The organism is Nocardia sp. NPDC050630, from assembly GCF_044457245.1.
Lineage (GTDB): Bacteria > Actinomycetota > Actinomycetes > Mycobacteriales > Mycobacteriaceae > Nocardia.
This window is the reverse complement of sequence record NZ_JBITGN010000009.1, coordinates 188812-210376: the sequence shown is the minus strand read 5'-3', so window position 1 is coordinate 210376 and position 21565 is coordinate 188812. Positions and strand designations below refer to the sequence as shown.

Genomic DNA, 21565 nt, shown 5'->3' with positions numbered 1-21565 from the left:
CGTGCCGAGCGCTAGCGAGGTGGAGTTATGAGCGAGTCGGCTCGGGATCTGGCCAGGAAACTGTTGTCCAGCAGCAGGATTCCTGCTACGGAGGACAATGGGGTCGCTACGAGCGGCATCCGGGTTCCCAACGTGGGCGACAGGAGTGTCGCCACCACAGCCTCCCGCACGTCCATTCCACCGCGCCCGGACCGTACCGTGCGCGGCCCCGGGAAGCAGTTCGCCGATCATCCCGGGGTGGTCGCGGCTGCGACGCAACGCGCGACGATCGCCGCGCTGACCGAGCAGTCCGGCGTGCCCAGCCCGTATTTCCTGCCGCGGAACAGTCCCAACGACCACGTAATTCGGTCCGCCGCAGGTGAACTCGTGAATTTCAGCGCCTACAACTATCTGGGTCTGGCCAGTCATCCCCGAGTCGTGGAAGCCGCCACCTCAGCGTTGTGCGAGTACGGTGCCTCCGCGTCGGCGAGCCGGATCGTCGGCGGTGAGATCCCGCTCTACCATGAACTCGAGCAGCGTCTGGCCGGGATCTACGACGTCGGCGATGCGATGGTCACCACCAGCGGATACCTCACCAATGCCGGTGTCATCGGGTATCTGCTCGGCACGGGCGATGTCGCGTTCTGCGACACGCTGATTCACGGCAGTGTGGTCTCGGGCACTCAGTGGGCGGGGTGTCGTCGAATCAACTTCCGGCACAACGACCCGGAATCGTTGCGCATGGTATTGCGCACGTCGCGAGCGGCTTTCGACCGCGCGCTGGTGGTGCTCGAGGGCCACTACAGCATGGACGGTACCGTCGGCCGGGTCGCCGAACTAGCCGCTGTTGCCAGGGAATATGACTGCGCGGTCATGGTCGACGAGGCGCACTCGTTCGGCGTGTTCGGCGCGAGCGGTCACGGTATCCGCGAGCACTATGAGATGGCGGGGGCCGACGTCGACATCTGGATGGGCACGCTATCCAAGGCCCTGGGCAGCTGTGGCGGCTTCATCGCCGGCGACGCCGACCTGATCGGGGCGATGAAGTCCAGCGCACCGGGCGTAGCGATGCTCACCGGGGCACCGGCACCGTCCGCGATCGCCGCCGCCCTGGCGGGTCTGAACGTGCTGGCCGACGAGCCCGAACGCTTGACTCGTCTGTGGGACAACACGAAACACTTCCACACGGCCCTACGCGAGCGCGGTATCAACCTGGGCGACTCCCAGCAGACCCCGATCTGCCCGGTCATCATTCCCGGTGAGATCCAGGCCGGTTTCGCCTCGACGACGTTACTCGAAAACGGCGTCTACGCCCCCGCTATCGCCGCTCCGACCGTTCCAGCCGGAAAGGAGCGCGTGCGCTTCTTCCTCACATCGGAACATACCGAACAGCAACTGGATTCGACGGTCGACCTCCTCACCGATACAGTGGCAAACCTCAACCGCCTGTCCGGCCCAACGGTCACGGGTTGAACCTTCGTCCACTCCCGGCGGAGCCGCCCTTGCCCGGTGGGCCCGACGATGATCGCCGATACCGTGAATGTCGCTGGCTCCGCCTTCGGGGATCATCATCGGAATGATCACGTTGCTCCTCGCCGAAGCCCAAGGCGTGGGTGCGTCGTGGGACACGGGTGCTGCGGCTCATCCGCGCCGCTGCACCCGAATCGGAGCGGCCGACCCCGTGGGGTTCCGTGCGGGCTGTATTGATGACTGGTAGGGCTGGCGGAATTGCTACCTCGCCAACGACCGGGTGGGCGAGTCGCTCACCCGGTCATTCCGGCTCTAGTTCGAGCGGCTCGAGTCGTCTGTCTTGTCGCCCTGGATACTGGATAGCAAACCTCATACTCCGGCCCGACGCATTCGGTCAATGGGCCGAAAGATATGGCCGAGCCGCCGGCGTGCGGAAAGCAAACCAGTTTATGAGATCCAGCCGCCTGCGCTGGGGACAGGCGACGTAGCCAGCTATTGCCGATGGGTGAGCCGCACCACCGAACTCCAAGGCTTCCAGGAGTTTTCGATCGGCTTGCGGGGATCCGGCTGCGGGAAGAGTGTCGTCGCCTTCATGAACCAGGGCAGCCGGTTGAACCGGCGCGCCGCCGAGACCAGAGGTTCCACTTCATCGGCCGTCCAACCGAGGTCGGCGAAGAAGGCGAGCGGATCGACCGGACCGAAGTGCCAGGGGGCATTGGCCAGCAGTTCGGCGGTGGCCTTACCCATCCGCTTCACAACCGCCTGGTTATTGACATCCAATGCCCACCAAGCGATTTCGGGACGAGCCAGCGCCGCGGTCAATCCGATGACGTCGTCGTCGCTGAGGTAGTAGATCAGACCCTCGGTGAGCACCAGCGCTCGCTGGGCGCCCGCGAGGGCCTCGTCCAGGAACTGCCCCCGCACCTCGGGTTCGGCGAGATCCACCGCCGTGCGCGTGAGCGCGCAGCGCGGCGCCTCCCCGTTCAGCAGCTCGTTTTTCTCGGTGACCAATTCGGGGAGATCGGCCTCGATCCAAGAGAATTCGCTGGGCAGATCCAAACGGTACGGGCGGGTATCCATCCCCGCTGCCAGGTTGACCACTCGATCGCAGCCCTGCGCGATGGTCTTCAGGATCAGGTCGTCGATGAGTTTGGTCCGCGCGACCAGGTTCCAGCCATTGCGCATAAAGCGCGGTGTCTGGGCGGCTATGGCGCGGCCCCGATCCCCTGCGACTCGGTCGGCGAGGGGATCGTGAAAGAGGGCATCCGGGCGCGCGGATTCGGCGGCCCGGAAGGCGGCCACCCAGCGGGCGGTGTCGGAAACGTTGGTAACTAGATCAGCGGTCTCGGCCACCAATGCAGTCTTGCACAGCAAACGAAACGATGCTCCCGGCTGCGGGCAGGGAAAACCGGTACCCATGGCGCGGTCAAACGGCGCGGAAGCGCAATACTCCCGCGCGACGGCGATCAGCATGCCGAGGGCCCACCACAGGGTTTGTGCGAAGGTGCGAGACATGCGGTCGCGCGTGCGCGGAGTTCGACGCCATGCCGCTGCGGACGCGATCCGCAGCGATCCGCGGTGTCAGCTACCGACGTCCATTCGGAGCGGAGGGACGTCGAACCGTAGTACGTGTCCGAATCGCTTCGGCGACTTCGTCAATGGCGGCGCGGATCATTGCCCCGTAACCGTTATCGCCGAGCGCATCCACATACCCGCGCGCCGCGTCGATCTCGCGCCGCGCCGCATCGAATGACCCGAGCCGCCGATAGTTGTCCGCCAGATTCAAATGCAGCGACGGGTAGAAACCCCGCACGTCCAGAGTCGCATCGTGGCGGTGCAACCGCTCATCGGTGAGGCTGTCCGCCGCGTCCAGCGCACGAACATCCCAGCAAAGCGCTTGTGCCGCATCGTCATACAGATCGGCGAGATAGTGCGCCAATGTGCACCGATGCAACGGATCGCCGTGCGGACCGATCGCCGCCCATATCCCGAGCAGCGCCTCCCGGGCGTCCTCAGGCGAGGTTCGACCGAGCTCAACCGCCTCGGTGATGGCGGTCATGGTTTCGCCAGCGCCATTCATGCGCAGTACTCCTTCGAATTCGGAATGGAAGTCGGCATTACGAGCGTGGTCAGGTCACCATCCGTTGCGGAACGAACGATTACGGGTGCGTCGGCCGCGGCGATGTCGAGCATTATTTCTGGACCGATCGCACTCACCAATGCGGGCCGTAATGTCGTGGGGGAGAAGGCAAGTTCGATGCCCGGTCCGGTAACGGCTGCCGGAATGTGCAAGCTCGAACTCGGCCGCGGCTCGGGACAACGAGGTGAGTCGGGCCAGAGTTGCCCACCGCAGGTTACAAAGCCGGCTCCGAGTTGCTCATTGCTCGTCACGAAAAGCCCAGATCCGTTGACGGAGAGCGCAACCGGTGCGGCACCGCCATCGTCGAGCAGGGTAAGCAGCGCATCACGCCCCGCCACCACCCGCGTCCGAACCGCACCCAGCCCCGCCAGCATCGCCCGATAATCCGGAAACGCCTCATCGATGGCGGCGCAGCGCCGCTCGGATCCCTCGCCGGTCAAGACCAACCCATCGTTGTCGGCGAGCCCGGGGGTCAAGACAGAGCGATCGTCGGCCGCGCGCCCGGAGGAGAAGACAAGTGCATCCTCGGCCGCACGCCGTGAGATGAAGACGAGCCCACCACCAGCGGCGCGTACGGTCACCTGATCCGCTCCACGCAGCCAGGAACCGATTTCACCCAACTCACCCGCGTCGACAACCGCCGAAAACGCCGCAGCGCTCGGCCGCACCGGCACCATCGCGCGCGTCGACAGCCGATACCGATCCGTGGCCGTCAACGTCACCGAATCCGCATCCGACTCCACCAAAATTCCAGCCAGCACCGGTATTTCACGATCCAGAGCGGCCGCCGACCGCACCTGCTCGATCGCCACCGCCAACACCGCCGCGGACAACACCACGCCCGCCCCGATCTCCGCCTTGATCAGCCGTGCGACCGCAGCGGCCTCCTGGGCCCGCCGCGCAAGCTGCGCTACATGCTCATCGAGCAACCGCTCCACCCGCGCCCCTTCCCCGTGCAAAATCTCCGAGACGACCTCCAGCGGCACCCCGATTCCCCGCAGCCGCCGAATCATCACCCCGCGATCGATCTGCGCGTCGCTGTAGTAGCGATATCCGGTCACCTCATCCACCCGAACCGGAACCAGCAACCCGCAATCGTCATAAAACCGCAGCGCACTGGCCGTTAGCCCACAGGCTCGCGCCAACCCGCCGATCGTGATCAACCCATCGCCTGTCACCCGCTCATCATGGAGTCTCAGGTAGCTCGAAGGTCAAACGGGCGATCAGGACCGATGCACCGGCCCATGTGCTTCAGCGCAGTGCGCATCATCGGCGGAAACCTTCAGGTCCGATGAGTGATCCACCTGCAAAGTCGTATGTTCCAACCCGAATTGGTCGTGCAGCACGGTCTCGATCGTCGAACGAATCGCATGGCAGTCGGCGGCATCGTCGACGAGGACATGCGCCGACAGCGACGCCTGTCCGGAAGTTATCTGCCAGACGTGCAGGTCGTGGACCTCGCACACCTGCCGGACCGCGACGATGCGCGCTCCGATGGCATCTGGATTCAGATGGGCTGGCGCGGCCTCGAGGAAGATCCGCCCCGATTCCCGAACCAACGACCAGCCCGCCTTGATCATCAATGCCGCCACCACCAGCGCCGCGATTGCATCGGCGCGGGCGAATCCGGCCAGCCACACCACCGCGCCCGCGATGGCGGTCCCGATGAAGGCGTAGAGGTCGTTGAGGATGTGCTGGAACGCGCCCTCGACATTGAGGCTGGTCCGGTTGGCGCGGCTGATGCTCCACGCAGCGGCGATATTCACCACGATCCCGACCAGCGCCGTGAGCAATACCAGCGGCCCTTCGACATCCGGCGGATTGATCAGCCGATGGATGCCCTCGTACACGAACCAGGCCGCGAGCAGCAGCAACGTAATGCCATTGGCCTGCGCCGAAAGGATCTCGACCCGCTTGAACCCGTAGGTATATCGTCCCTGCGCTGGACGTCGAGCCAGCCGGATCGCGATCATCGCGAGCACGATGGAGGCGGCATCGGTGAGCATGTGCGCCGCATCGGAGATCAGTGCGAGCGATTGCGCCAGTAGGCCGACGACCACCTCGGCCACCATGAACGCGACAATCAAGCCGAGTGCGATGGCCAGCCAGCGCGGATTCGAATCCGCCGCCACGCCGTGGTCGTGGCTGTGGCCGTGTTTGTCCGAATGGCCGGGGTGTGCGGGGTCATGCGAGCGGTCATGATCCATGGGTTCAGCCTCGCTGACCACCGCTGCCGACCGCTTCGGCGACACGCACTGCTCGCCCATAGTCGAACGCCCCTTTCGCTTGATATTGCTGGCGTTCGACAGCGTAGCCGATATTGCACTCATGCGCATGTGTGAATATGGCTCACCCGTCGTAGGCCCAGATCAACAGTGGCGAATTCGTGATCATTCGGACCGACCGGCCCGACTACTATGCGGACTGCACCATTCGGTGATCAACAACGCGGTATCCGGCGGTGCGGACCTGGATGGGTTGGTCCGATGGTGAGTGCAGAGGGGATGCGATGGACAGGCCGGCGTGGGCGCCCGAGAGCGTCGATATGAAACAGGCGAGCCCGGCACGGATGTATGACGCCTTGCTGGGCGGCTCACACAACTTCGATATCGATCGCAAGGCCGCCGAGGCCGGTAAACAACTGGTGCCCGACCTGCCCCGCCTGGCGTTGAGCAACCGGGCCTTCCTGCGCCGTGCGGTCCGCTTCCTGGCAGACCGCGGGGTGCGGCAGTTCCTCGATATCGGATCGGGCATTCCGACCGCGGGCAATGTGCACGAGGTCGCACAGTCGGTGGATCCGGATATCCGCGTGCTCTACGCCGATATCGATCCGGTAGCGGTCGCCCACGCCCGCGCGATTCTGGTGGACAACGACAAGGCCGCCGCCATCGAAGCCGACCTGCGCAAGCCCGACACGCTGCTCGCCCGCGTCCGCGCGACCGGCCTCATGGATTTCGAGCAACCGGTCGGGGTGTTGCTGATTGCGGTGCTGCACTTGCTGTCCGACGAGGACCAGCCGGTCGAGCAGGTTCGCGTACTGCATGCGGCCGTCCCCGCCGGAAGCTACGTCGCGATCTCGCACCTGACCTCGGAGCTGCGCCCCGAGGATGCGGGCAAGCTCGGTCGCAATGCGGCCGATGTGACCCACGTCGGTATCCACTTCCGCTCGAAGGACGGCATCTCCGCGATGTTCGACGGGTGGGAGTTGGTCGAGCCCGGCGTCGTCGAGCTACCCGCCTGGCGACCGGAATCCGAACGTGACCTATACGAGACGCCGGGCCGGTCGCTCGGCCTGGCGGGCGTCGGCCGGAAGGTCTGACCGGAGCCGTGGCAGGGGGTTCGTGTGGGGACGCGTGAGCTGGCAATGCGATGGGCGGATGCGCTCGACGGCGCTGTCGCTCCGATCCTCACCCGAAGCCAAATCGAAACTCTCCTAGCCGAACTCGCCGATGTGCTGGTCGCGGCCCTGCGTGGGGTGCGGGAGATCACGGTTGCCCAGGACGCCGCCGCGGTGCTCGTCGCGGCCAACTATCGTGATCAGATCGCTGTCAGCCGTTCGGTTCTGGTTATCTGCCGGGATATGGTTCGTGAAATCTGCCCAATCGGAACCGAATCCGATTACCTGGTAGTTCGCGAGCGTGCAATAGTTGTCGCTGCCGAGTTCGCCGCTGGCTTCACCTCAGCGCTGCGGAACGCGGCGTTAGGGGAGCAGGAAACCACACTCGCAGCGGCGTTTTCGGCCGCGCAGGAGGCCGAGGTGCGAAGGCAATTGTCGGAGGCCAGGTTCGAAGCGGTCTTCGCGGGAGCGTCGGTTGGGATCGGGACGGTCGACGTCACCGGTCGGGTACTGGAGGTGAACGCGGCCATGGCCGATATGCTCGGACTACCCGCGGCGATGATGCCCGGTCGGTCAGTCGCGGAATTGCTCGGTCCCGCGAATATCGGTGACGCATACGCCAATTTGGAGCACCTGCTCAGCGGTCGGACGGACAGATTTCGCCTCGAAACCGACCATCTCCGTCGCGACGGCACCATCACCAGCATCGACCTGTCCATGTCCGCGGTCCGCGACAGCAGTGGGCAGGTTCGCTTCCTGATCGGTGTCGCCGTCGACGTCACCGAACGCAAACAACTGGCCGACCGGCTGTGGCACGATGCCAACCACGACAGTCTGACCGGCTTACCCAACCGCGTCCTGTTCTTCAATCGACTGGCCAATGCCATTCCGCCAGTTGGTGTTTGCTATCTGGACCTCGACGGGTTCAAAGAAGTGAACGATGTGTGGGGGCATACGGTAGGGGATCGGGTACTGCGCGACGTCGCCCATCGACTTCGGGCATCCGTCGAACCCGTCGGCGGATTGGTCGCGCGAATCGGCGGCGACGAGTTCATCGTGCTCGTCGAGAAGTGCACTGGCGCAGAGCAATTGGAGACAATTTCCACGCTTTTGCGCGACAGCCTCGCCACGCCGATGCAGGTGTCCGGACGGCCCGTGGTCGTAGGCGCGAGCATCGGAATGGTTTTCGCCGAAGACCGCCCCACCGACATCGATGAAATGATGCACGCCGTCGACACCGCGATGTACCGCGACAAAGCCACGGGAGGGCGCCGGGTCCGGCATTAGCTACCACGGAAGGTCACGATGTTCGCGATATCCCTCGGCGCGGACGGCGCCGAGCTGGCACCGCTCGAACCGCGGCATGCCGCGGAGTTCCTGGAACACATCGACCGGGGGCGGGACTCCATCGGGCAATACATCAAAGTTGCCGACGCCGTGACGGATCTGGAATCGAGCCGCACCTACCTGCGCGAATATGCGGAGAAAGCGGTGGCCGACACCGGCCGGATCCTTGGGATCCGGCTGGACGGCGAGTTGGTCGGCAGCGTCCTGTTCCGGACGATGGATCTCGCGCTCGGCGTCGCCGAGGCAGGCTGTTGGCTCGAGCCCTCGGCCGCGGGCCGTGGCTTGGCGACACGGGCCGCCCGGGTGCTCATCGACTGGGCAATCCAGGAGCGCGGCATCCACCGCGTGGAGTGGTTGGTGGCGTCGCCGAATCGCGCCAGCATCGCGGTGGCGCGGCGGTTGGGAATGACCAAAGACGGTGTGCTGCGGGAGTTTTACCCACATCGGGGACAGCGCCTCGATGTGGAGGTCTGGTCAGTGCTGGCTCCCGAGTGGCGGGCGGGCAGCTAGGCCCATTGTGCTGGTCCCCGCCAGTGCAACCACCGACCCGTTCTCACTGATCAGCCACCGCCCGCAGATGCAGCGCAGGTAGCTGGTCGCGCCGTGCGACGACACGAGGGTAGGGGACGACCAGAAGCAAGACGGGCAGGTAGCGATCATGCATCCAGCCTGATGTAATGACTTAGTGCATTTCAACCCTTACGGAGGCGCGGCGGCCGAACTCGCCGTACGCCTGGTCAACGCGCACCCGCGGCACGACCTGCTGCAGCTGCTCGCCGATTCCGGATACAAGCCACTCGGCACCCTCAACGCCCGCCAGACCACCGAACTGCGCCGCTGGATAGTGCGGCTCGGCGAGGTCTTCACCGAACCGAGCGTCGACCTGCTCAACGCCTTACTGGCCGAGACCACCAGCCAGCCCTACATCTCCACCCACGACGGCCGCGCGCCCCACTTGCACTACGCCCGCGAGGAGGCCCCGATCGACGAGCGCGTCAAGGCGTATACCGCCGCCGGGCTGGCGGAGCTCTTCTGTGAGGATCCCGGCCGCATCGGGCGCTGCGCTCGGGAGGGATGCGGTTCGGTTTTCGTCGATACGTCACGCAACGGTCGACGTCGGTTCTGCTCGACACGCTGTTCGAATCGGGTTCACGTCGCGGAACATCGGGCCCGGTCGGCGTGAAAGTTCCAGCGCTGAACGCTGATTCACGCATTCAAGCGATCCCAGTTTCTGATCTGGCAGTGGCTGTCCCGGACACGACACCTTGGTGCGGCCGCGGATGCTTCGCTGTCCAGTGCGCCCCCGCTCGAACTCCATCCAGTCGCCATCGGCAAGTACGGTCGCGATGAGACGTCCACAGCACTGGTCCAGACAGCTCCGCATCGTCAATCCCGAAGCCGCACAGACAACTCGACCAGCCCATGCGAGCGCCAAGACGCGCGATACGCCAACTCGGACTCCGGAATCGCCAGCCGCGCTCGCGGAAACCTTTTGAACAACCCCGGTACGACGGCATCGACGATCATGTCGCTGACCTGCGCGCCCAAGCAATAGTGCGGCCCACGCCCGAACATCAGGGTTGGCCGCCCCGCGCGGGCAGGATCCGAATCCGCCCCGAACAGCGACAACAACACGGTGTCGCCCTTGGGAATCGAGCTGCCGCCGATCATCAGATCCTCGACCGCGAACCGCCGAATCGCGAACGGCAGGGGATTGGCAGCCGCCATGGTTTCCGCCCGCCGCGCCGACCAGATCGCCAACGGATCATCCGATCCGAGCAGCGCGGCAAATATGTTGCCGCACAAATGAACCGCGTTCTCCAGCCCCGCCAACATCATCAAAAATGCCAGCGAAACCAACTCATCCTCGGACAACAGATCCGCGTCATCCCGAGCCCGCACCCACCCACTGATCAGATCATCCCCCGGCTCATCCCGCTTGGCCCCCACCACCCTCGTGAACGTCCCCGCCAGCCACTCGACCGCCTCCGCCAGCCGAACCGCGGACTCCTTCGACGAGGCATCGAACGTCACCATCGCAGTAGCAGCATCCCGCAACTCGCCATACCGATCAGCGGGCACACCGAGCAACTCACCGATCACAAGCGCGGGCACCGGAACACAGAGCTGCTGCAACAGATCGACTGTGCCACTCGCCTTTTCGTCCAACTTTTGGAACGTGGCCGCACTGATCCGCTGAACCACCTTCCGAAGCGAATCGGATGACCTCCGCGAAAACGCAGGAGCCGCGAGCCGCCGCAGCCGCCCATGCTCCGACCCATCCGAATTCAGCAGATTCCGATCCAACACCGGCGGCAACGAAAACCCCGAATACCCACCCCCGGAATACCGCTTATCCACACTCAGCCGCGCATCCCCCAACAGCCCCGCCACCTCGTCGTACCCACTGACGACCCAAACAGATTGCCCGCCAGGAAGTTCCCTCCGAACCACCCCTCGCCACTCGCCATGCTCCCGCCACCGAGCTCGACCAGAGGTCCCAATCAAACACCTATCCACCACGTGTCCTCCCTACCACCTGTTCGACGATATTGCGTCGGACAAGCCTGGAACGTCCCCCGTCTCCGGCTACGTCAACAGGCGATTCCCCGCCGGTAATTTGATCGTCTGTGCAGCGGCGAGTTCGGTCCCTGCCCGATCGCTGATTACAAATCGCTGCCGAGGCGCGGCTCCCGGTATCCGCTCGGCGTGCCATCGGGGCCGAATTCCAGTCCGGCGAAGCCGGTGGGGTAGTCATCGGGTTCGTAGAGGAACCGAATCACCGTGCCGTCCGGGTCGCTGATGTCGAGTGCCGCGCCGTACGGACCGCGGTCGTGGATCTCGCTATGTGATGCGCCCAGGCGGTCGGCACGTTCGATCAGCTTCGTGAAGGAGTCGAGTGAGTCGACTCGGAGGGCGAAGGCGTCGAAGTCGTTCAAGTGGGGGCGACTGGCGCAGTAGAGGCGTTCGCGTAACGCTATGTGCAGGTCGGCATTTGGCTCCAGGAGGACGACACCACGCACGGCGCCGTTCTCGAAGAACTCGAAGGCGGGTACCAGATCTAGGAGTTCCCGGTACCAGGCGACGCTCTTCTCGAGGTCGGTCACGGGCAGCTTCACTTGGCGGATCTTGCTGATTCCGATGGTCATCGGTGGTGTCCTCCGCGTCGGCATCGAATGGGATTACGCTACTCGCCGACGCGCCGCGCGATGTATCTGTTTGCGCCACAGTGTTCGGAACGCGTGTCGGCACTCCCGGTGATCACCGATGTTCAGCAGTGCGTTTGCCGATGGCGGCGTTGAGGGCGTCGAGCTCGGCCAACACGTCCGTCGCGGCCCAAATCCGATCCCGCTTGCCGGCCGACAGGACTTCCAGAATGCCGACCTCGGTCAAGCGGGCCAGCGCCTTGTAGGCATTGGTGTCGGTGGTGCCGGTGATCTGTTGTGCGGTGTCCGCGTTGAAGATCGGAGTGTCGAGTAGAGCGGCGATGAGCGACTCGTCTGCCGAATTCGCTCTCGGGCGTGCGACAGCGCGCCAGTGCGCAGGCAGTTCGGCCAGCGCTCGGGCGGAATCTGCTGCAGCTTCGCTGGAATGGATCGCGGCGATGGCGACGTACTCGACGAATTCGTCCGCGCGCCCCTCTCGATAACCGGTCAGCTGTGCGAAGTAGCGCCCGGTGTCGGCAAGCATGACCGACGCAAGGGGGACCGTGACCCGCTGGGTCAGGCCGCGGCGGCGCAGGATGGCGCTGATGAGCGCGCGGCCGATGCGGCCGTTGCCGTCGGTGTACGGATGGATGGATTCGAATTGTGCGTGCGCGATCGCGGCTTGCGCGAGGATCGGCAGGTCGGTGCGGTTGGCGAATACCAGAAGGTCATCCATTAATTCGGATACGAGTTCTGGCGGTGGCGGGACATACAGCGCGTCGATCGGCGTGTAGTCGCTGCCGCCGATCCAGTTCTGCACATCACGGAAACGCCCTGCGTCGCGGGCGCTGTAGTAGTCGGGCGCCATCAGCAGCCGGTGCGCGGCGAGGAGGCTGTCGAGGGTGATCGGTCCGGTCCCGGCGGCATTGACCATGGCGATCAGCGCCTTGACCGCTGCCAACTGTGACTTCGCTTCGTCACTCGCCTTGCCTCCGGCGAGTGCTTTGCCGAAGGCCCGCCAACCGGCATCGATGTGCTCGATCTTCGAAGATGCGACGGACTCGCTGCGCAGCAGGAAATCACCTAATGGAGCGAGATGTTCTCCGAAGCCGGCCTCGAGGCGGGCGATAGCGATCACCGCGGCTTCATGGGTGCGGGCGACAGCGCCTATGGTGTCGTACTGCAGGTCGGCGATCGGAGCCGGAATCGATACCGTAATGCGACCGAGGGTGCGGTCAGCCCGTGAACCCTGCCGCTGGCGGGGATTCCAGGCGCGCTCCTCTAGTCGGTGCTGGGGCCACCTCATGGCGCTCCTTACGACCATTAGACGTCGATATAAAAAAGCTTACCATCGTTTGTAATATTAAACGATGATAGGGATCGTGTAGTCATCGTTTGAGGCGGCCTTGCTGATCGGTTGCTGGGCGCGCGTTGCGGCACGGCTTGGGCAAACGCGGGCGCATCCGGCGTGACGCGTGGCCAATGCCGCGCCCCAGCGGCAGCCCTGGCACTCGAACCTTCCCTGAAGTAATTGAGGTAGCGCTCCCGCAGCCAACGGCATGCCTTCGGAACGTCAGCCGCGTGCGCGGAGGAACTTCGCGACAGTGTGGTCGACCCGACCGGCTGGCCATAGCGCAATGAGATACAGCGGTTTCCTGCCTGACCTTGTGATTGCTGGTCGCTGCGAACAGGTCTCGCGGCGGTTGTGCATTCGGGGCGCTGCGCCGAAGCGCAGCCGCTGAAACCTGATTGTTATCGCAAACAACAAATATCTTTGCGAAACGGCTGTGCTTCGGGTCACAGTGCAATATGTTGTGGCGAACAACATTCGCTCTTGCTCGACTGCCCGGTCTGATCGGGCGGTGGTTCGACGAAAGGCTCGCCCTCATGCGTAAGGGGATCCTCGGCATTGCGGCCGTATCGGTCGCGCTTCTCACCTCGCTCACTGCCTGCGGGGACGACAACAAGGACTCCGGGGGTGGGGGCGCCAAGATCGGGGTGATCCTGCCGGACAGTAAGACCTCGGCCCGGTGGGAGACGGCCGATCGGAAGTATCTGCAGGCGGCGTTCGACGCGGCGGGGATCAAGGCGGATATCCAGAATGCGCAGGGGGATAAGAACGCCTTCCAGACCATCGCGGATCAGATGATCACCAATGGCGCTTCGGTGCTCATGATCACCAACCTCGACAGCGGTACCGGCAAGGCGGTGATCCAGAAGGCGAAGTCGCAGGGGGTGACCGTAATCGATTACGACAGATTGACTCTCGGCGGCGGGGCGCCGTTCTATGTGTCGTTCGACAATGTCAAGGTCGGAAAGTTGATGGGCGACGGGCTGGCCAAGTGCCTCACCGATAAGAAGGCGGTCAATCCGATCGTCGCGTATCTGAATGGTGGCCCGACCGATAACAACGCGACGCTGTTCAAGAACGGCTACGACAGCGTGCTGAAGCCGAAGTTCGACTCCGGCGAGTACGCGAAGGGGCCGGATCAGGCGGTGCCGGAGTGGGATAACACCAAAGCAGGCACCATCTTCGAGCAAATGCTCACCGGCACACCAAATCTCGGCGGCGTGGTCGCGGCCAACGACGGGCTCGGCAACGCCGCGATCGCGGTGCTGAAGAAGCAGAAGCTGAACGGCCAGATCCCGGTGACCGGCCAGGATGCCACGGTCCAAGGCCTGCAGAACGTGCTCGCGGGCGATCAGTGCATGACCGTCTATAAGGCCATCGAGTTGGAGGCCGACGCGGGCGCGAAGTTGGCGATCGCACTCGCGAAGGGCGAGAAGGGCGAGGCGAACAGCAGCGTCGACGATCCCGAAGCCAAGGCGAAGGTGCCTGCGGTGCTGCTGGAACCGAAGGCGATCTTCAAGGAGAACGTGAACGACGTCGTCGCGGACGGCTATGTCACCAAGGCCGAGCTGTGCACCGGCGAATTCACCAAGCTCTGCGCGGATAACGGGGTCCGCTGATCGTGTTACCCCGCCCCTTCCGCGATTCGATGAGGGGACCGCGGAAGGGGCGCCCCAACTTGAGGAGCTGCACCCATGCCGGATAACCCGGTCATCGAATTACGCGGGATAGACAAGAGTTTCGGTCCCGTCCATGTCTTGCACGAGGTCGCGTTCTCCGCGTACTCGGGTGAGGTGACGGCGCTGGTCGGCGATAACGGCGCGGGCAAGTCCACCCTGGTCAAGTGCATCGGCGGCACCCATCCGATCGATTCGGGTGAATTCCTGTTCGAGGGCAAGCCGGTGCGGGTGCACAGTCCGCGCGACGCCGCCGATCTCGGGATCGAGATCGTTTATCAGGATCTCGCGCTCTGCGACAACCTCGACATCGTGCAGAACATGTTTCTCGGCCGGGAGAAGAAGCACGGCCTGGTCCTCGACGAGTACGGGATGGAGGAGCTGGCCGGAAAGACGTTGGCGGGCTTATCGGTTCGGACGGTCAAGTCGGTACGACAGCGGGTCGCCAGTTTGTCCGGCGGTCAGCGTCAGACGGTCGCGATCGCGAAAGCCGTGCTGTGGAATAGCAAAGTGGTGATTCTGGACGAGCCAACGGCCGCGCTGGGTGTCGCGCAGACGCAGCAGGTGCTCGAGTTGGTTCGTCGACTTGCCGATAAAGGCCTTGCGGTAGTGCTGATTTCGCACAATATGAACGATGTTTTCGCGGTCTCTGATCGGATCGCCGCGCTGTATCTCGGGCGGATGGCGGCGCAGGTACCTACCGCCGATGTGACGCACGCGCAAGTCGTCGAATTGATCACCGCAGGGCGCAGCGGAAGTCTCGGCCTCGGAAATGGAGCAAGTGTATGAGCGCCGTGGTTACGGATAAGTTCGAGGCCACGTCCTCGCCGGTGACCGAGCTGGTCAACTCGTATGTCGGACGGGTACGCAGCGGGAATATGGGCGCGCTGCCATCGATTATCGCGCTTGCGGTGCTGTCGGTGGTGTTCTGGGTCGCGCGGCCGGTATTCATGACGCAGGGCAATTTCGCGAATCTCCTGACCCAGGGCGCGGCCATTGCGGTGATCGCCATGGGACTGATCTTCGTATTGCTGCTCGGTGAGATCGATCTGTCGGCCGGATTCGCCAGCGGTGTGTGTGCCGCGGTGCTCGCGGTATTGCTCACCGATAAGGGATGGCCTTGGTACGCAGCGGTTCTCGTTTCGCTGCTCACCGGGGTTGTGATCGGGCTGACCATCGGCACGATCGTGGTGAAGATCGGAATCCCTTCGTTCGTGGTGACACTGGCGGCGTTCCTGGCTTTGCAAGGTGTCGCGCTGAAGATCATGGATAACGGGCGCAATATCTCGATCCACGATGAGACGATCGTCGCGATCGCCAATAAGAATGTGCCGCCTTGGCTCGGCTGGATCATGTACGTGGTGCTGCTGGCCGGTTTCGCGGTAATCCAATACCGAAAGTTGCGGGCGCGCACCAAGCTCGGGCTCACCGGTGAGACCGCGCCGGTGATCGCACTGCGGATCGCGGCGGTCGCCGTGGTCGCGGGTGCGGCGGTGCTGATCCTCAATGAGGAGCGCAGCCGCAACCCGGCAATCAACTCGCTCGAGGGCATGCCGATCGTGGTGCCGTTGATCGTTGCGCTGCTGCTGCTGTGGACGTTCGTGCTCAACCGCACCTCCTTCGGTCGACATATCTACGCGGTTGGTGGCAGTGCCGAAGCGGCTCGGCGAGCGGGCATTCCGGTCGATCGGATCAAAATCAGTGCCTTCGTACTGTGTTCCACAATGGCGGCGGTGGGCGGGCTGATCGCGGCGTCGCGGGCCAACTCCGTCGATCCGAATACCGGCGGCAGCGATGTGTTGCTGACCGCTGTCGGAGCGGCCGTGATCGGTGGTACGAGTCTGTTCGGCGGGCGCGGTCGGATGCTCGACGCGGTGCTCGGTGCGGCGGTGGTCGCGGTGATCAATAACGGAATGGGCCTGATGGGCTACAGCGCGGGCACAAAATTCGTTGTGACAGGATTCGTGCTGTTGTTGGCAGCGGGAGTGGATGCACTGTCGCGCAAGCGTGCGTTGCCAGGAAGTTGACCGACTGATTATTTCGAGCGACCTGCAAGCAGTCGCTAGCGACCGGGAGGAGGTTCGCCCGAATGAGAGCTGCACCTTCCCCGGACGAGATCCGGCGGCAGAACCTCGCCGTGCTGCTGCGGCATGTCCATTCGAGCGGACCCATGTCGCGGACGACGCTCGCCGAGCGGATGGGGCTCAATCGCAGCACCATTCTGGCGCTGACCGCCGACCTCGCCGCGGCTGGCCTGGTCAGCGAGGAGTTGCCAGGACAGACAGGGAAGGCGGGGCGGCCGTCGCTGGTAGTGCGGCCGGAATCGGAGCGGGTTTATGGTGTGGCGCTGGATGTCGGGGCGGATCGGCTCGCGGTGGCTCGCGTCGGTTTGGGGGGCGTCATTCTCGATCGGCGGGAAACGCGACGTCCCAGTGGCGCATTCGATCCGAACGATGTGATCGGTGCGCTGGTGGACCTCGCGGAGAACATGATTCGCGGATCCGGGCCCGAGACCGTATGTGTGGGTGTGGGGGTCGCGTTCTGCGGGATGGTGCGTGAGCAGGACGGGGTCGTTCGGTACGGGCCGAATATCGGGTGGGTGGATGTGCCGGTGGGGGCGCTGCTTTCGGAGCGTCTCGGGTTGCGCGTCGTGGTTGGTAATAATGCCAACCTCGGTGCCCTTGCCGAACGGGAGCGCGGTGTCGGCGTCGGGGTCGCGGACATGATCTATCTGCATGGCGAGGTGGGTATCGGGGGCGGAATCATCATGGGCGGCAAGCTGCTCGGCGGTGAGGGTGGTTATGGGGGCGAGGTCGGGCACATGATCGTCAATCCGGGTGGGCGGGCGTGTACGTGCGGGTCGCATGGCTGTTTGGAGGCTGAGGCGGGCGAGCTCGCGTTGATTGCGGCCGCCCGGCGGACGGATCTCACCGGGCGTGCGGCGGTGGAGGCGATCGTGGATGCTGCCGCGCGCGGGGATGCCACGGCCCGAGATGCCTTGCACCAGGTTGGGGATTGGCTCGGGTACGGCGTCGCCAACCTGGTCAATATCTTCAATCCGACGATGGTCGTGTTCGGTGGCGTGCTCCGCGAGATCTATCTTGCTTCCGCAGCGCAGGTCCGCAGCAGACTCGCAGTGAATGGCCTACTCGCAGTACGCGAGCAGGTCCGCCTGCGCACCTCGGCCCTAGCCGACGACGCCCCCCTGATCGGCGCCGCCGAACTAGCCTTCGCCGACGTCCTAACCGACCCCCTCCAAACCCTAGCCCGCATCTCCCCCTGACTCGTATCAAGATCAAGTGGAAACTGTGCAGGCATCGGCCGACTTGGCTCCGCTACCACCGCCACCTGATCTTGATCGTGCGTTGCGGCGGAGCGGTCGCTTGGGTGGTTTACCTGGGGTGGTATTCGTGGAATGCTGGCGGGGTCCGAGCTCGGGGGTGTTAGTTCGAATTCAATTGGGGGTGTTGTATGGAGAGGCATTCGTCGGGGCTTTCGTATGCGCCGAGGACCGAGCCGCCGTTGTTGCCGTACCGTCCGGCGGGGAGCCGCGCGGAATTCGATGATCCGCCGCGTGCGTCGCCTTGCCGTACGCCATTACCGCGGAATGATCAGACCGGACGATCCGGTCCGCCGGGTGTGCGGCGGGCGATCAGTGCCGGGCATGCAGAGTTGCCTCCGGTCGTCGAATTGGATTCGACGGCACAGCAGTTCGTCGAACGAGCGCTGCGGTTGGCACTCGAGATACTCGACCACCGCCGCCCTGTCGCCCAACTCACCAGGATGGCCACGCCCGCCGTGGTCTCCGCGGTGCGGACCATAGTCCGAGCCGACCTCGCACCCGGCCGCACACTCGGCGTTGCCGTGCTCTACCGCGCGAGCCTCATGATGGTCGACGCCTCGACCGCGGAAGTCTTCGCCTCCTACGACCGCGGCCGCCAACACTTCGCCATCGCCGCCCGCATCGCCCGCACCCGTTCATCGGACTGGCGGCTCACTGTTTTTCGGGTGCGGTGAATGTGACGCGCGGTCGTCACGGTGTGCGCCGTGGCGACTGCGCGTCGTGGGCGTGCGGTTAATCCGACGCGAGCTCAGGTGGTCTGCTGTGCGGGTGACGGGACCCCGTGGTGCGGACTGGGGAGTCCACCTTCATGGCAGGCGCGGGGTTCGGGTCCGAACTACGCTGGCTGGATGATCGGCACGCGACACAGTTACGACCTGGTGGCCGAGCGTTATGCCGATGAACTCGGGGATGAGTTGCGGGGAAAGCCGTTGGATCGGGGGCTGTTGCAGGTGGTCGCCGAACTCGCCAACGAAGGTGTGGTTGCGGATATCGGTTGTGGGCCTGGGCATATCGCCGCGTATCTTGCGGGTCGCGGGGCGCGGGTGATTGGGATGGACCTTTCGCCCGCGATGTGTGGGGTGGCGCGGCAGGCTAATGCGGTGGCGGTTGGTGCGGGCGATATGACTGCGCTGCCGGTGCGGGCGGAATCGTTGGCGGGGTTGGTTTGTCTGTATGCGGTGATTCATTTGGATGAGCGGCAGCGTGCGGCGGCCTATGCGGAGTTCGCGCGGGTGTTGCGGCCGGGTGGTCACGCGCTCATCGCATTCCACACCAGCGATGCGGACATTCCGGTTGGCGGAACCAAGACGCTGACGGATTGGTGGGGCCACCAGGTTGACCTCACCTTTCATTACCTGGCCCCGGCGAAGGAATCCGAAGCCTTGGCGAAGACTGGTCTGGTCTTGGAGGCGCGCCTGGACCGTGAACCGCATCCGGACACCGAACATCCGAGTCGGCGCAGCTACCTGATCGTCCGGCGCGCGTAGGAAGTGCGAAAGGTGCGAATTGTGTTGCGAGCATTGCTTTTCGATGTACAGGGTACGGCGACGGACTTTCATTCGACCGTCTGCGCCGAAGCGCGACGCATCGGTGGTACCCGATACCGCCACATCGATTGGCCCGGTTTCGTAGACCACTGGCGCGCTGAGTACTTCGCCATTCTGCGGGAGGCGAAGCCCGCCCGAGACAACTGGGTCACCGTGCATTCGGTCTACGCCAACGCGCTGGACGGCCTATTGGGTGACTACGGCATCGACCTATCGCCCGACCAGCGCGCCGATCTCACCCTCGCCTGGCAGCGACTCGAACCCTGGCCCGATGTCGTCGCCGGATTGAACAGGCTCGCAAGCAAATTCACGATCGCGACCTTGTCGAACGCGGATGTCGCCGCAGTGGTGAATATGTCGAAGCGTGCCGCACTGCCATGGGATGCGGTGTTCACCGCCGAGATGGCGGGCGCGTTCAAGCCCGACCCCACGGTGTATCGCATGGCCGCCCGGTATCTGGGACTGGAGCCGTCCGAGATCATGATGGTGGCCAGCCACAAGTACGACATTCAGGCGGCGGGCGCACTGGGCTTCCGCACTGCCTTCGTCGCACGTCCGCTCGAGTTCGGCAAAGGTGGTGACGTGGACGTTTCCTTCGACGAAGATTTCGACATCAACGCCACCGACTTCCTCGATCTCGCAGACCAACTCGACTGCTGATCTACCCGGTACGCATGGCACACAGCACATGTGGCGCAACGGCGGAAACCTTTGACGGCGCGACACCGAGGTAGCCGCTGATGAGGTGCGGTGCGGCGCGGTCGTCTATCTGATCGAATCCCGTGTCCCGCAGGAGTTTCGTGATCTCATCGGCAGTGAAGAAGCTCAGCCAGGGCTCGCCTATCGACGCCACCAGATCGGCTCGCGCGGTGCGCTGGTCCATCTCCTCGGACGTGGATGCCGAAGCGGGATAGAGGTAGTCGAATACCATCCGCACCGGTGTCGCTTGGCCCGCGACGAACCGTAGGGTGTCCAGGATCGTGTCCCGGGTCAGGTACATGATGACGCCGAGCCAGACGAATACGGCCGGTCGAGTCCGATCGAATCCGGCGGCAGCCAATCCGGCTGCGAGTGTTTGGCTTTCGAAGTCGACGGGGGCGAAGGTCAATGACGCCGGAAGTTCGATGCCCGCCGCATCGAGCCGCTGGCGCTTCCACTCCTGGGTATCGGGGTGATCGACCTCGAATACCCGCACATCCGGGTGCGGGTTGCGATAGGCGAAAGTATCCAGTCCGGCACCGAGAATCACCACCTGTCGGGTGCCCGTCGCCACCGCGTCGGCGACAGTGTCCTCGGCGAAGCGCGCGCGGGCGGCCAGGAACAGGCGGCGTCGGCGGCGCATATCGGAGTCGTCATGAAATGTCGCGGTCTCCAGATCGACTAGTTGATCGGGTGTGACGCCCGCGATTCGCACGGCCAGCGGATCGGTGAAGATGCGCGGCTCTCTCGCGATCTGGTGGTAAGCGCGCGCGTAGGCGGTGGCCAGAGCGGTGCGACTTGGCTGACCGAGTTGCATACTCCGAACCTACGTGGGCGCTGCCCGGCGCGCTATTCCTCGGTGACGATCAGCGAGGTGGCGATGGGGCGAGTACCTCGACGAAGTCGGCCTTGGCTCGGTACGGGTCGAAGCTGATCGAGCCGATGAACGCCGTCAGCACCGCGGTGAGCCCGGCCGCGATATTCGTATCCGGACCCAGCGCCGCGACGGCCTGCCCTACCACCTCAGCGGATTAGTCCTGGACGACGCGATGAGCGCACCTTCCCTGGTCTGGAACTCCTCGGAGAACTGCCGCTTGGACAGCCCGGCCGTGGCGCACACATCGGCAAGTGAGCAATCCGCGTAGCCGCGCTCGGCGAAGATGTGGATGGCGGCATCGAGGAAGGGCTGCTGCCGTTCGCCTTTCCGAGCGGCCGCAGTACTGCCTGCCCTCGATCACAGGCAGCACGGTATCCGAGCAGCCGCAGCGGACTGCTCGATGTGCTACGACGACTCGGTCAGCCCAGGATGAAGGATCTGCCCAGCGCATCCTGTGCGCCATAGAAGAGCAAGAAGGCGTAATACAGAACCGTCGAGACCGGTTCATTGAGCACGTGCATATTTCCTCGGAGCTTCCCCAGCAAGCTGTCCGGCACCAACCGGCCGGTTCGGTGAACCGAAAGTTACGGCATCTTCGGCCGCTCGGCACATCGAGTCGGCAAATCGGGTCCATTTCTGCCCATTACTGCGAC

Annotated in this window: 22 protein-coding genes; 12 read left to right on the top strand and 10 right to left on the bottom strand. The window is 64.3% G+C overall.

Annotation, left to right across the window (positions count from 1 at the left end):
* Positions 1-27: 27 nt before the first annotated feature.
* Positions 28-1452, top strand: a complete 1425-nt coding sequence (locus tag ACIBG0_RS23725; protein WP_397035143.1) for an aminotransferase class I/II-fold pyridoxal phosphate-dependent enzyme — start codon at positions 28-30, stop codon at positions 1450-1452.
* Between the two features lie 489 nt (positions 1453-1941).
* Here ACIBG0_RS23725 and ACIBG0_RS23720 read toward each other — a convergent pair whose 3' ends face one another.
* The 4 genes from ACIBG0_RS23720 to ACIBG0_RS23705 form a co-directional block, all read right to left on the bottom strand.
* The gene (locus tag ACIBG0_RS23720; RefSeq protein WP_397035142.1) at positions 1942-2802 is read right to left on the bottom strand and encodes a class I SAM-dependent methyltransferase; all 861 of its coding nucleotides are present in this window, start codon (positions 2800-2802) and stop codon (positions 1942-1944) included.
* A gap of 232 nt (positions 2803-3034) precedes the next feature.
* The gene (locus ACIBG0_RS23715) at positions 3035-3529 is read right to left on the bottom strand and encodes a hypothetical protein (RefSeq protein WP_397035141.1); all 495 of its coding nucleotides are present in this window, start codon (positions 3527-3529) and stop codon (positions 3035-3037) included.
* Positions 3526-4767, bottom strand: a complete 1242-nt coding sequence (locus ACIBG0_RS23710; RefSeq protein WP_397035140.1) for a MerR family transcriptional regulator — start codon at positions 4765-4767, stop codon at positions 3526-3528. Before ACIBG0_RS23710 ends, ACIBG0_RS23715 begins: the two co-directional genes overlap by 4 nt.
* Positions 4768-4812: 45 nt before the next feature.
* The gene (locus ACIBG0_RS23705) at positions 4813-5796 is read right to left on the bottom strand and encodes a cation diffusion facilitator family transporter (protein WP_397035139.1); all 984 of its coding nucleotides are present in this window, start codon (positions 5794-5796) and stop codon (positions 4813-4815) included.
* Between the two features lie 302 nt (positions 5797-6098).
* On the opposite strand from ACIBG0_RS23705, the gene ACIBG0_RS23700 reads away from it, so the two are divergent.
* The 4 genes from ACIBG0_RS23700 (at position 6099) to ACIBG0_RS23685 (ending at position 9456) form a co-directional block, all read left to right on the top strand.
* On the top strand, positions 6099-6908 hold the full coding sequence (locus ACIBG0_RS23700) for an SAM-dependent methyltransferase (protein WP_397035138.1): 810 nt from the start codon (positions 6099-6101) through the stop codon (positions 6906-6908).
* A gap of 24 nt (positions 6909-6932) precedes the next feature.
* A complete protein-coding gene (locus tag ACIBG0_RS23695; protein ID WP_397035137.1) occupies positions 6933-8213 on the top strand; it encodes a diguanylate cyclase domain-containing protein in 1281 nt (426 codons plus the stop codon).
* Positions 8214-8231: 18 nt separating this feature from the next.
* Positions 8232-8783, top strand: coding sequence for a GNAT family N-acetyltransferase (locus ACIBG0_RS23690; protein ID WP_397035136.1), 552 nt, complete (start codon positions 8232-8234; stop codon positions 8781-8783).
* A gap of 175 nt (positions 8784-8958) precedes the next feature.
* Positions 8959-9456 (top strand): CGNR zinc finger domain-containing protein, encoded by a 498-nt coding sequence (locus ACIBG0_RS23685; RefSeq protein ID WP_397035135.1) that lies wholly within the window; start codon positions 8959-8961, stop codon positions 9454-9456.
* A 203-nt stretch (positions 9457-9659) separates the two neighbouring features.
* Here ACIBG0_RS23685 and ACIBG0_RS23680 read toward each other — a convergent pair whose 3' ends face one another.
* The 3 genes from ACIBG0_RS23680 to ACIBG0_RS23670 form a co-directional block, all read right to left on the bottom strand.
* Positions 9660-10478: a cytochrome P450 gene (locus ACIBG0_RS23680; protein ID WP_397035134.1), complete on the bottom strand. Its 819-nt coding sequence runs from the start codon at positions 10476-10478 to the stop codon at positions 9660-9662.
* Between the two features lie 461 nt (positions 10479-10939).
* Positions 10940-11422, bottom strand: a complete 483-nt coding sequence (locus tag ACIBG0_RS23675) for a VOC family protein (RefSeq protein WP_397035133.1) — start codon at positions 11420-11422, stop codon at positions 10940-10942.
* 112 nt (positions 11423-11534) lie between these two features.
* The gene (locus tag ACIBG0_RS23670) at positions 11535-12725 is read right to left on the bottom strand and encodes a Fic family protein (protein WP_397035132.1); all 1191 of its coding nucleotides are present in this window, start codon (positions 12723-12725) and stop codon (positions 11535-11537) included.
* Between the two features lie 581 nt (positions 12726-13306).
* On the opposite strand from ACIBG0_RS23670, the gene ACIBG0_RS23665 reads away from it, so the two are divergent.
* The 7 genes from ACIBG0_RS23665 to ACIBG0_RS23635 all read left to right on the top strand — a co-directional run bounded on the left by ACIBG0_RS23665 (position 13307) and on the right by ACIBG0_RS23635 (position 19996).
* Entirely contained in the window at positions 13307-14389 is a 1083-nt protein-coding gene (locus tag ACIBG0_RS23665) for a sugar ABC transporter substrate-binding protein (RefSeq protein ID WP_397035131.1), read from the top strand.
* A gap of 75 nt (positions 14390-14464) precedes the next feature.
* Positions 14465-15235: an ATP-binding cassette domain-containing protein gene (locus ACIBG0_RS23660; RefSeq protein ID WP_397035130.1), complete on the top strand. Its 771-nt coding sequence runs from the start codon at positions 14465-14467 to the stop codon at positions 15233-15235.
* The gene (locus tag ACIBG0_RS23655; protein WP_397035129.1) at positions 15232-16473 is read left to right on the top strand and encodes a sugar ABC transporter permease; all 1242 of its coding nucleotides are present in this window, start codon (positions 15232-15234) and stop codon (positions 16471-16473) included. The genes ACIBG0_RS23660 and ACIBG0_RS23655 overlap by 4 nt, the downstream gene beginning before the upstream one ends.
* A gap of 62 nt (positions 16474-16535) precedes the next feature.
* Entirely contained in the window at positions 16536-17729 is a 1194-nt protein-coding gene (locus ACIBG0_RS23650) for an ROK family protein (RefSeq protein WP_397035128.1), read from the top strand.
* A gap of 389 nt (positions 17730-18118) precedes the next feature.
* Entirely contained in the window at positions 18119-18463 is a 345-nt protein-coding gene (locus ACIBG0_RS23645) for an Rv3235 family protein (protein WP_397035127.1), read from the top strand.
* Between the two features lie 174 nt (positions 18464-18637).
* Positions 18638-19276, top strand: a complete 639-nt coding sequence (locus ACIBG0_RS23640; RefSeq protein WP_397035126.1) for a class I SAM-dependent methyltransferase — start codon at positions 18638-18640, stop codon at positions 19274-19276.
* A 12-nt stretch (positions 19277-19288) separates the two neighbouring features.
* On the top strand, positions 19289-19996 hold the full coding sequence (locus ACIBG0_RS23635) for a haloacid dehalogenase type II (protein ID WP_397035125.1): 708 nt from the start codon (positions 19289-19291) through the stop codon (positions 19994-19996).
* Between the two features lies 1 nt (position 19997).
* Here ACIBG0_RS23635 and ACIBG0_RS23630 read toward each other — a convergent pair whose 3' ends face one another.
* The 3 genes from ACIBG0_RS23630 to ACIBG0_RS23620 are packed head-to-tail and all read right to left on the bottom strand — an operon-like array spanning position 19998 to position 21203.
* Positions 19998-20852: a class I SAM-dependent methyltransferase gene (locus tag ACIBG0_RS23630; RefSeq protein ID WP_397035124.1), complete on the bottom strand. Its 855-nt coding sequence runs from the start codon at positions 20850-20852 to the stop codon at positions 19998-20000.
* Positions 20853-20901: 49 nt separating this feature from the next.
* Positions 20902-21057, bottom strand: a complete 156-nt coding sequence (locus tag ACIBG0_RS23625) for a hypothetical protein (protein ID WP_397035123.1) — start codon at positions 21055-21057, stop codon at positions 20902-20904.
* Complete coding sequence (locus ACIBG0_RS23620; RefSeq protein ID WP_397035218.1) at positions 21051-21203, bottom strand: TetR family transcriptional regulator; 153 nt, start codon at positions 21201-21203, stop codon at positions 21051-21053. The genes ACIBG0_RS23625 and ACIBG0_RS23620 overlap by 7 nt, the downstream gene beginning before the upstream one ends.
* Positions 21204-21565: the final 362 nt, after the last annotated feature.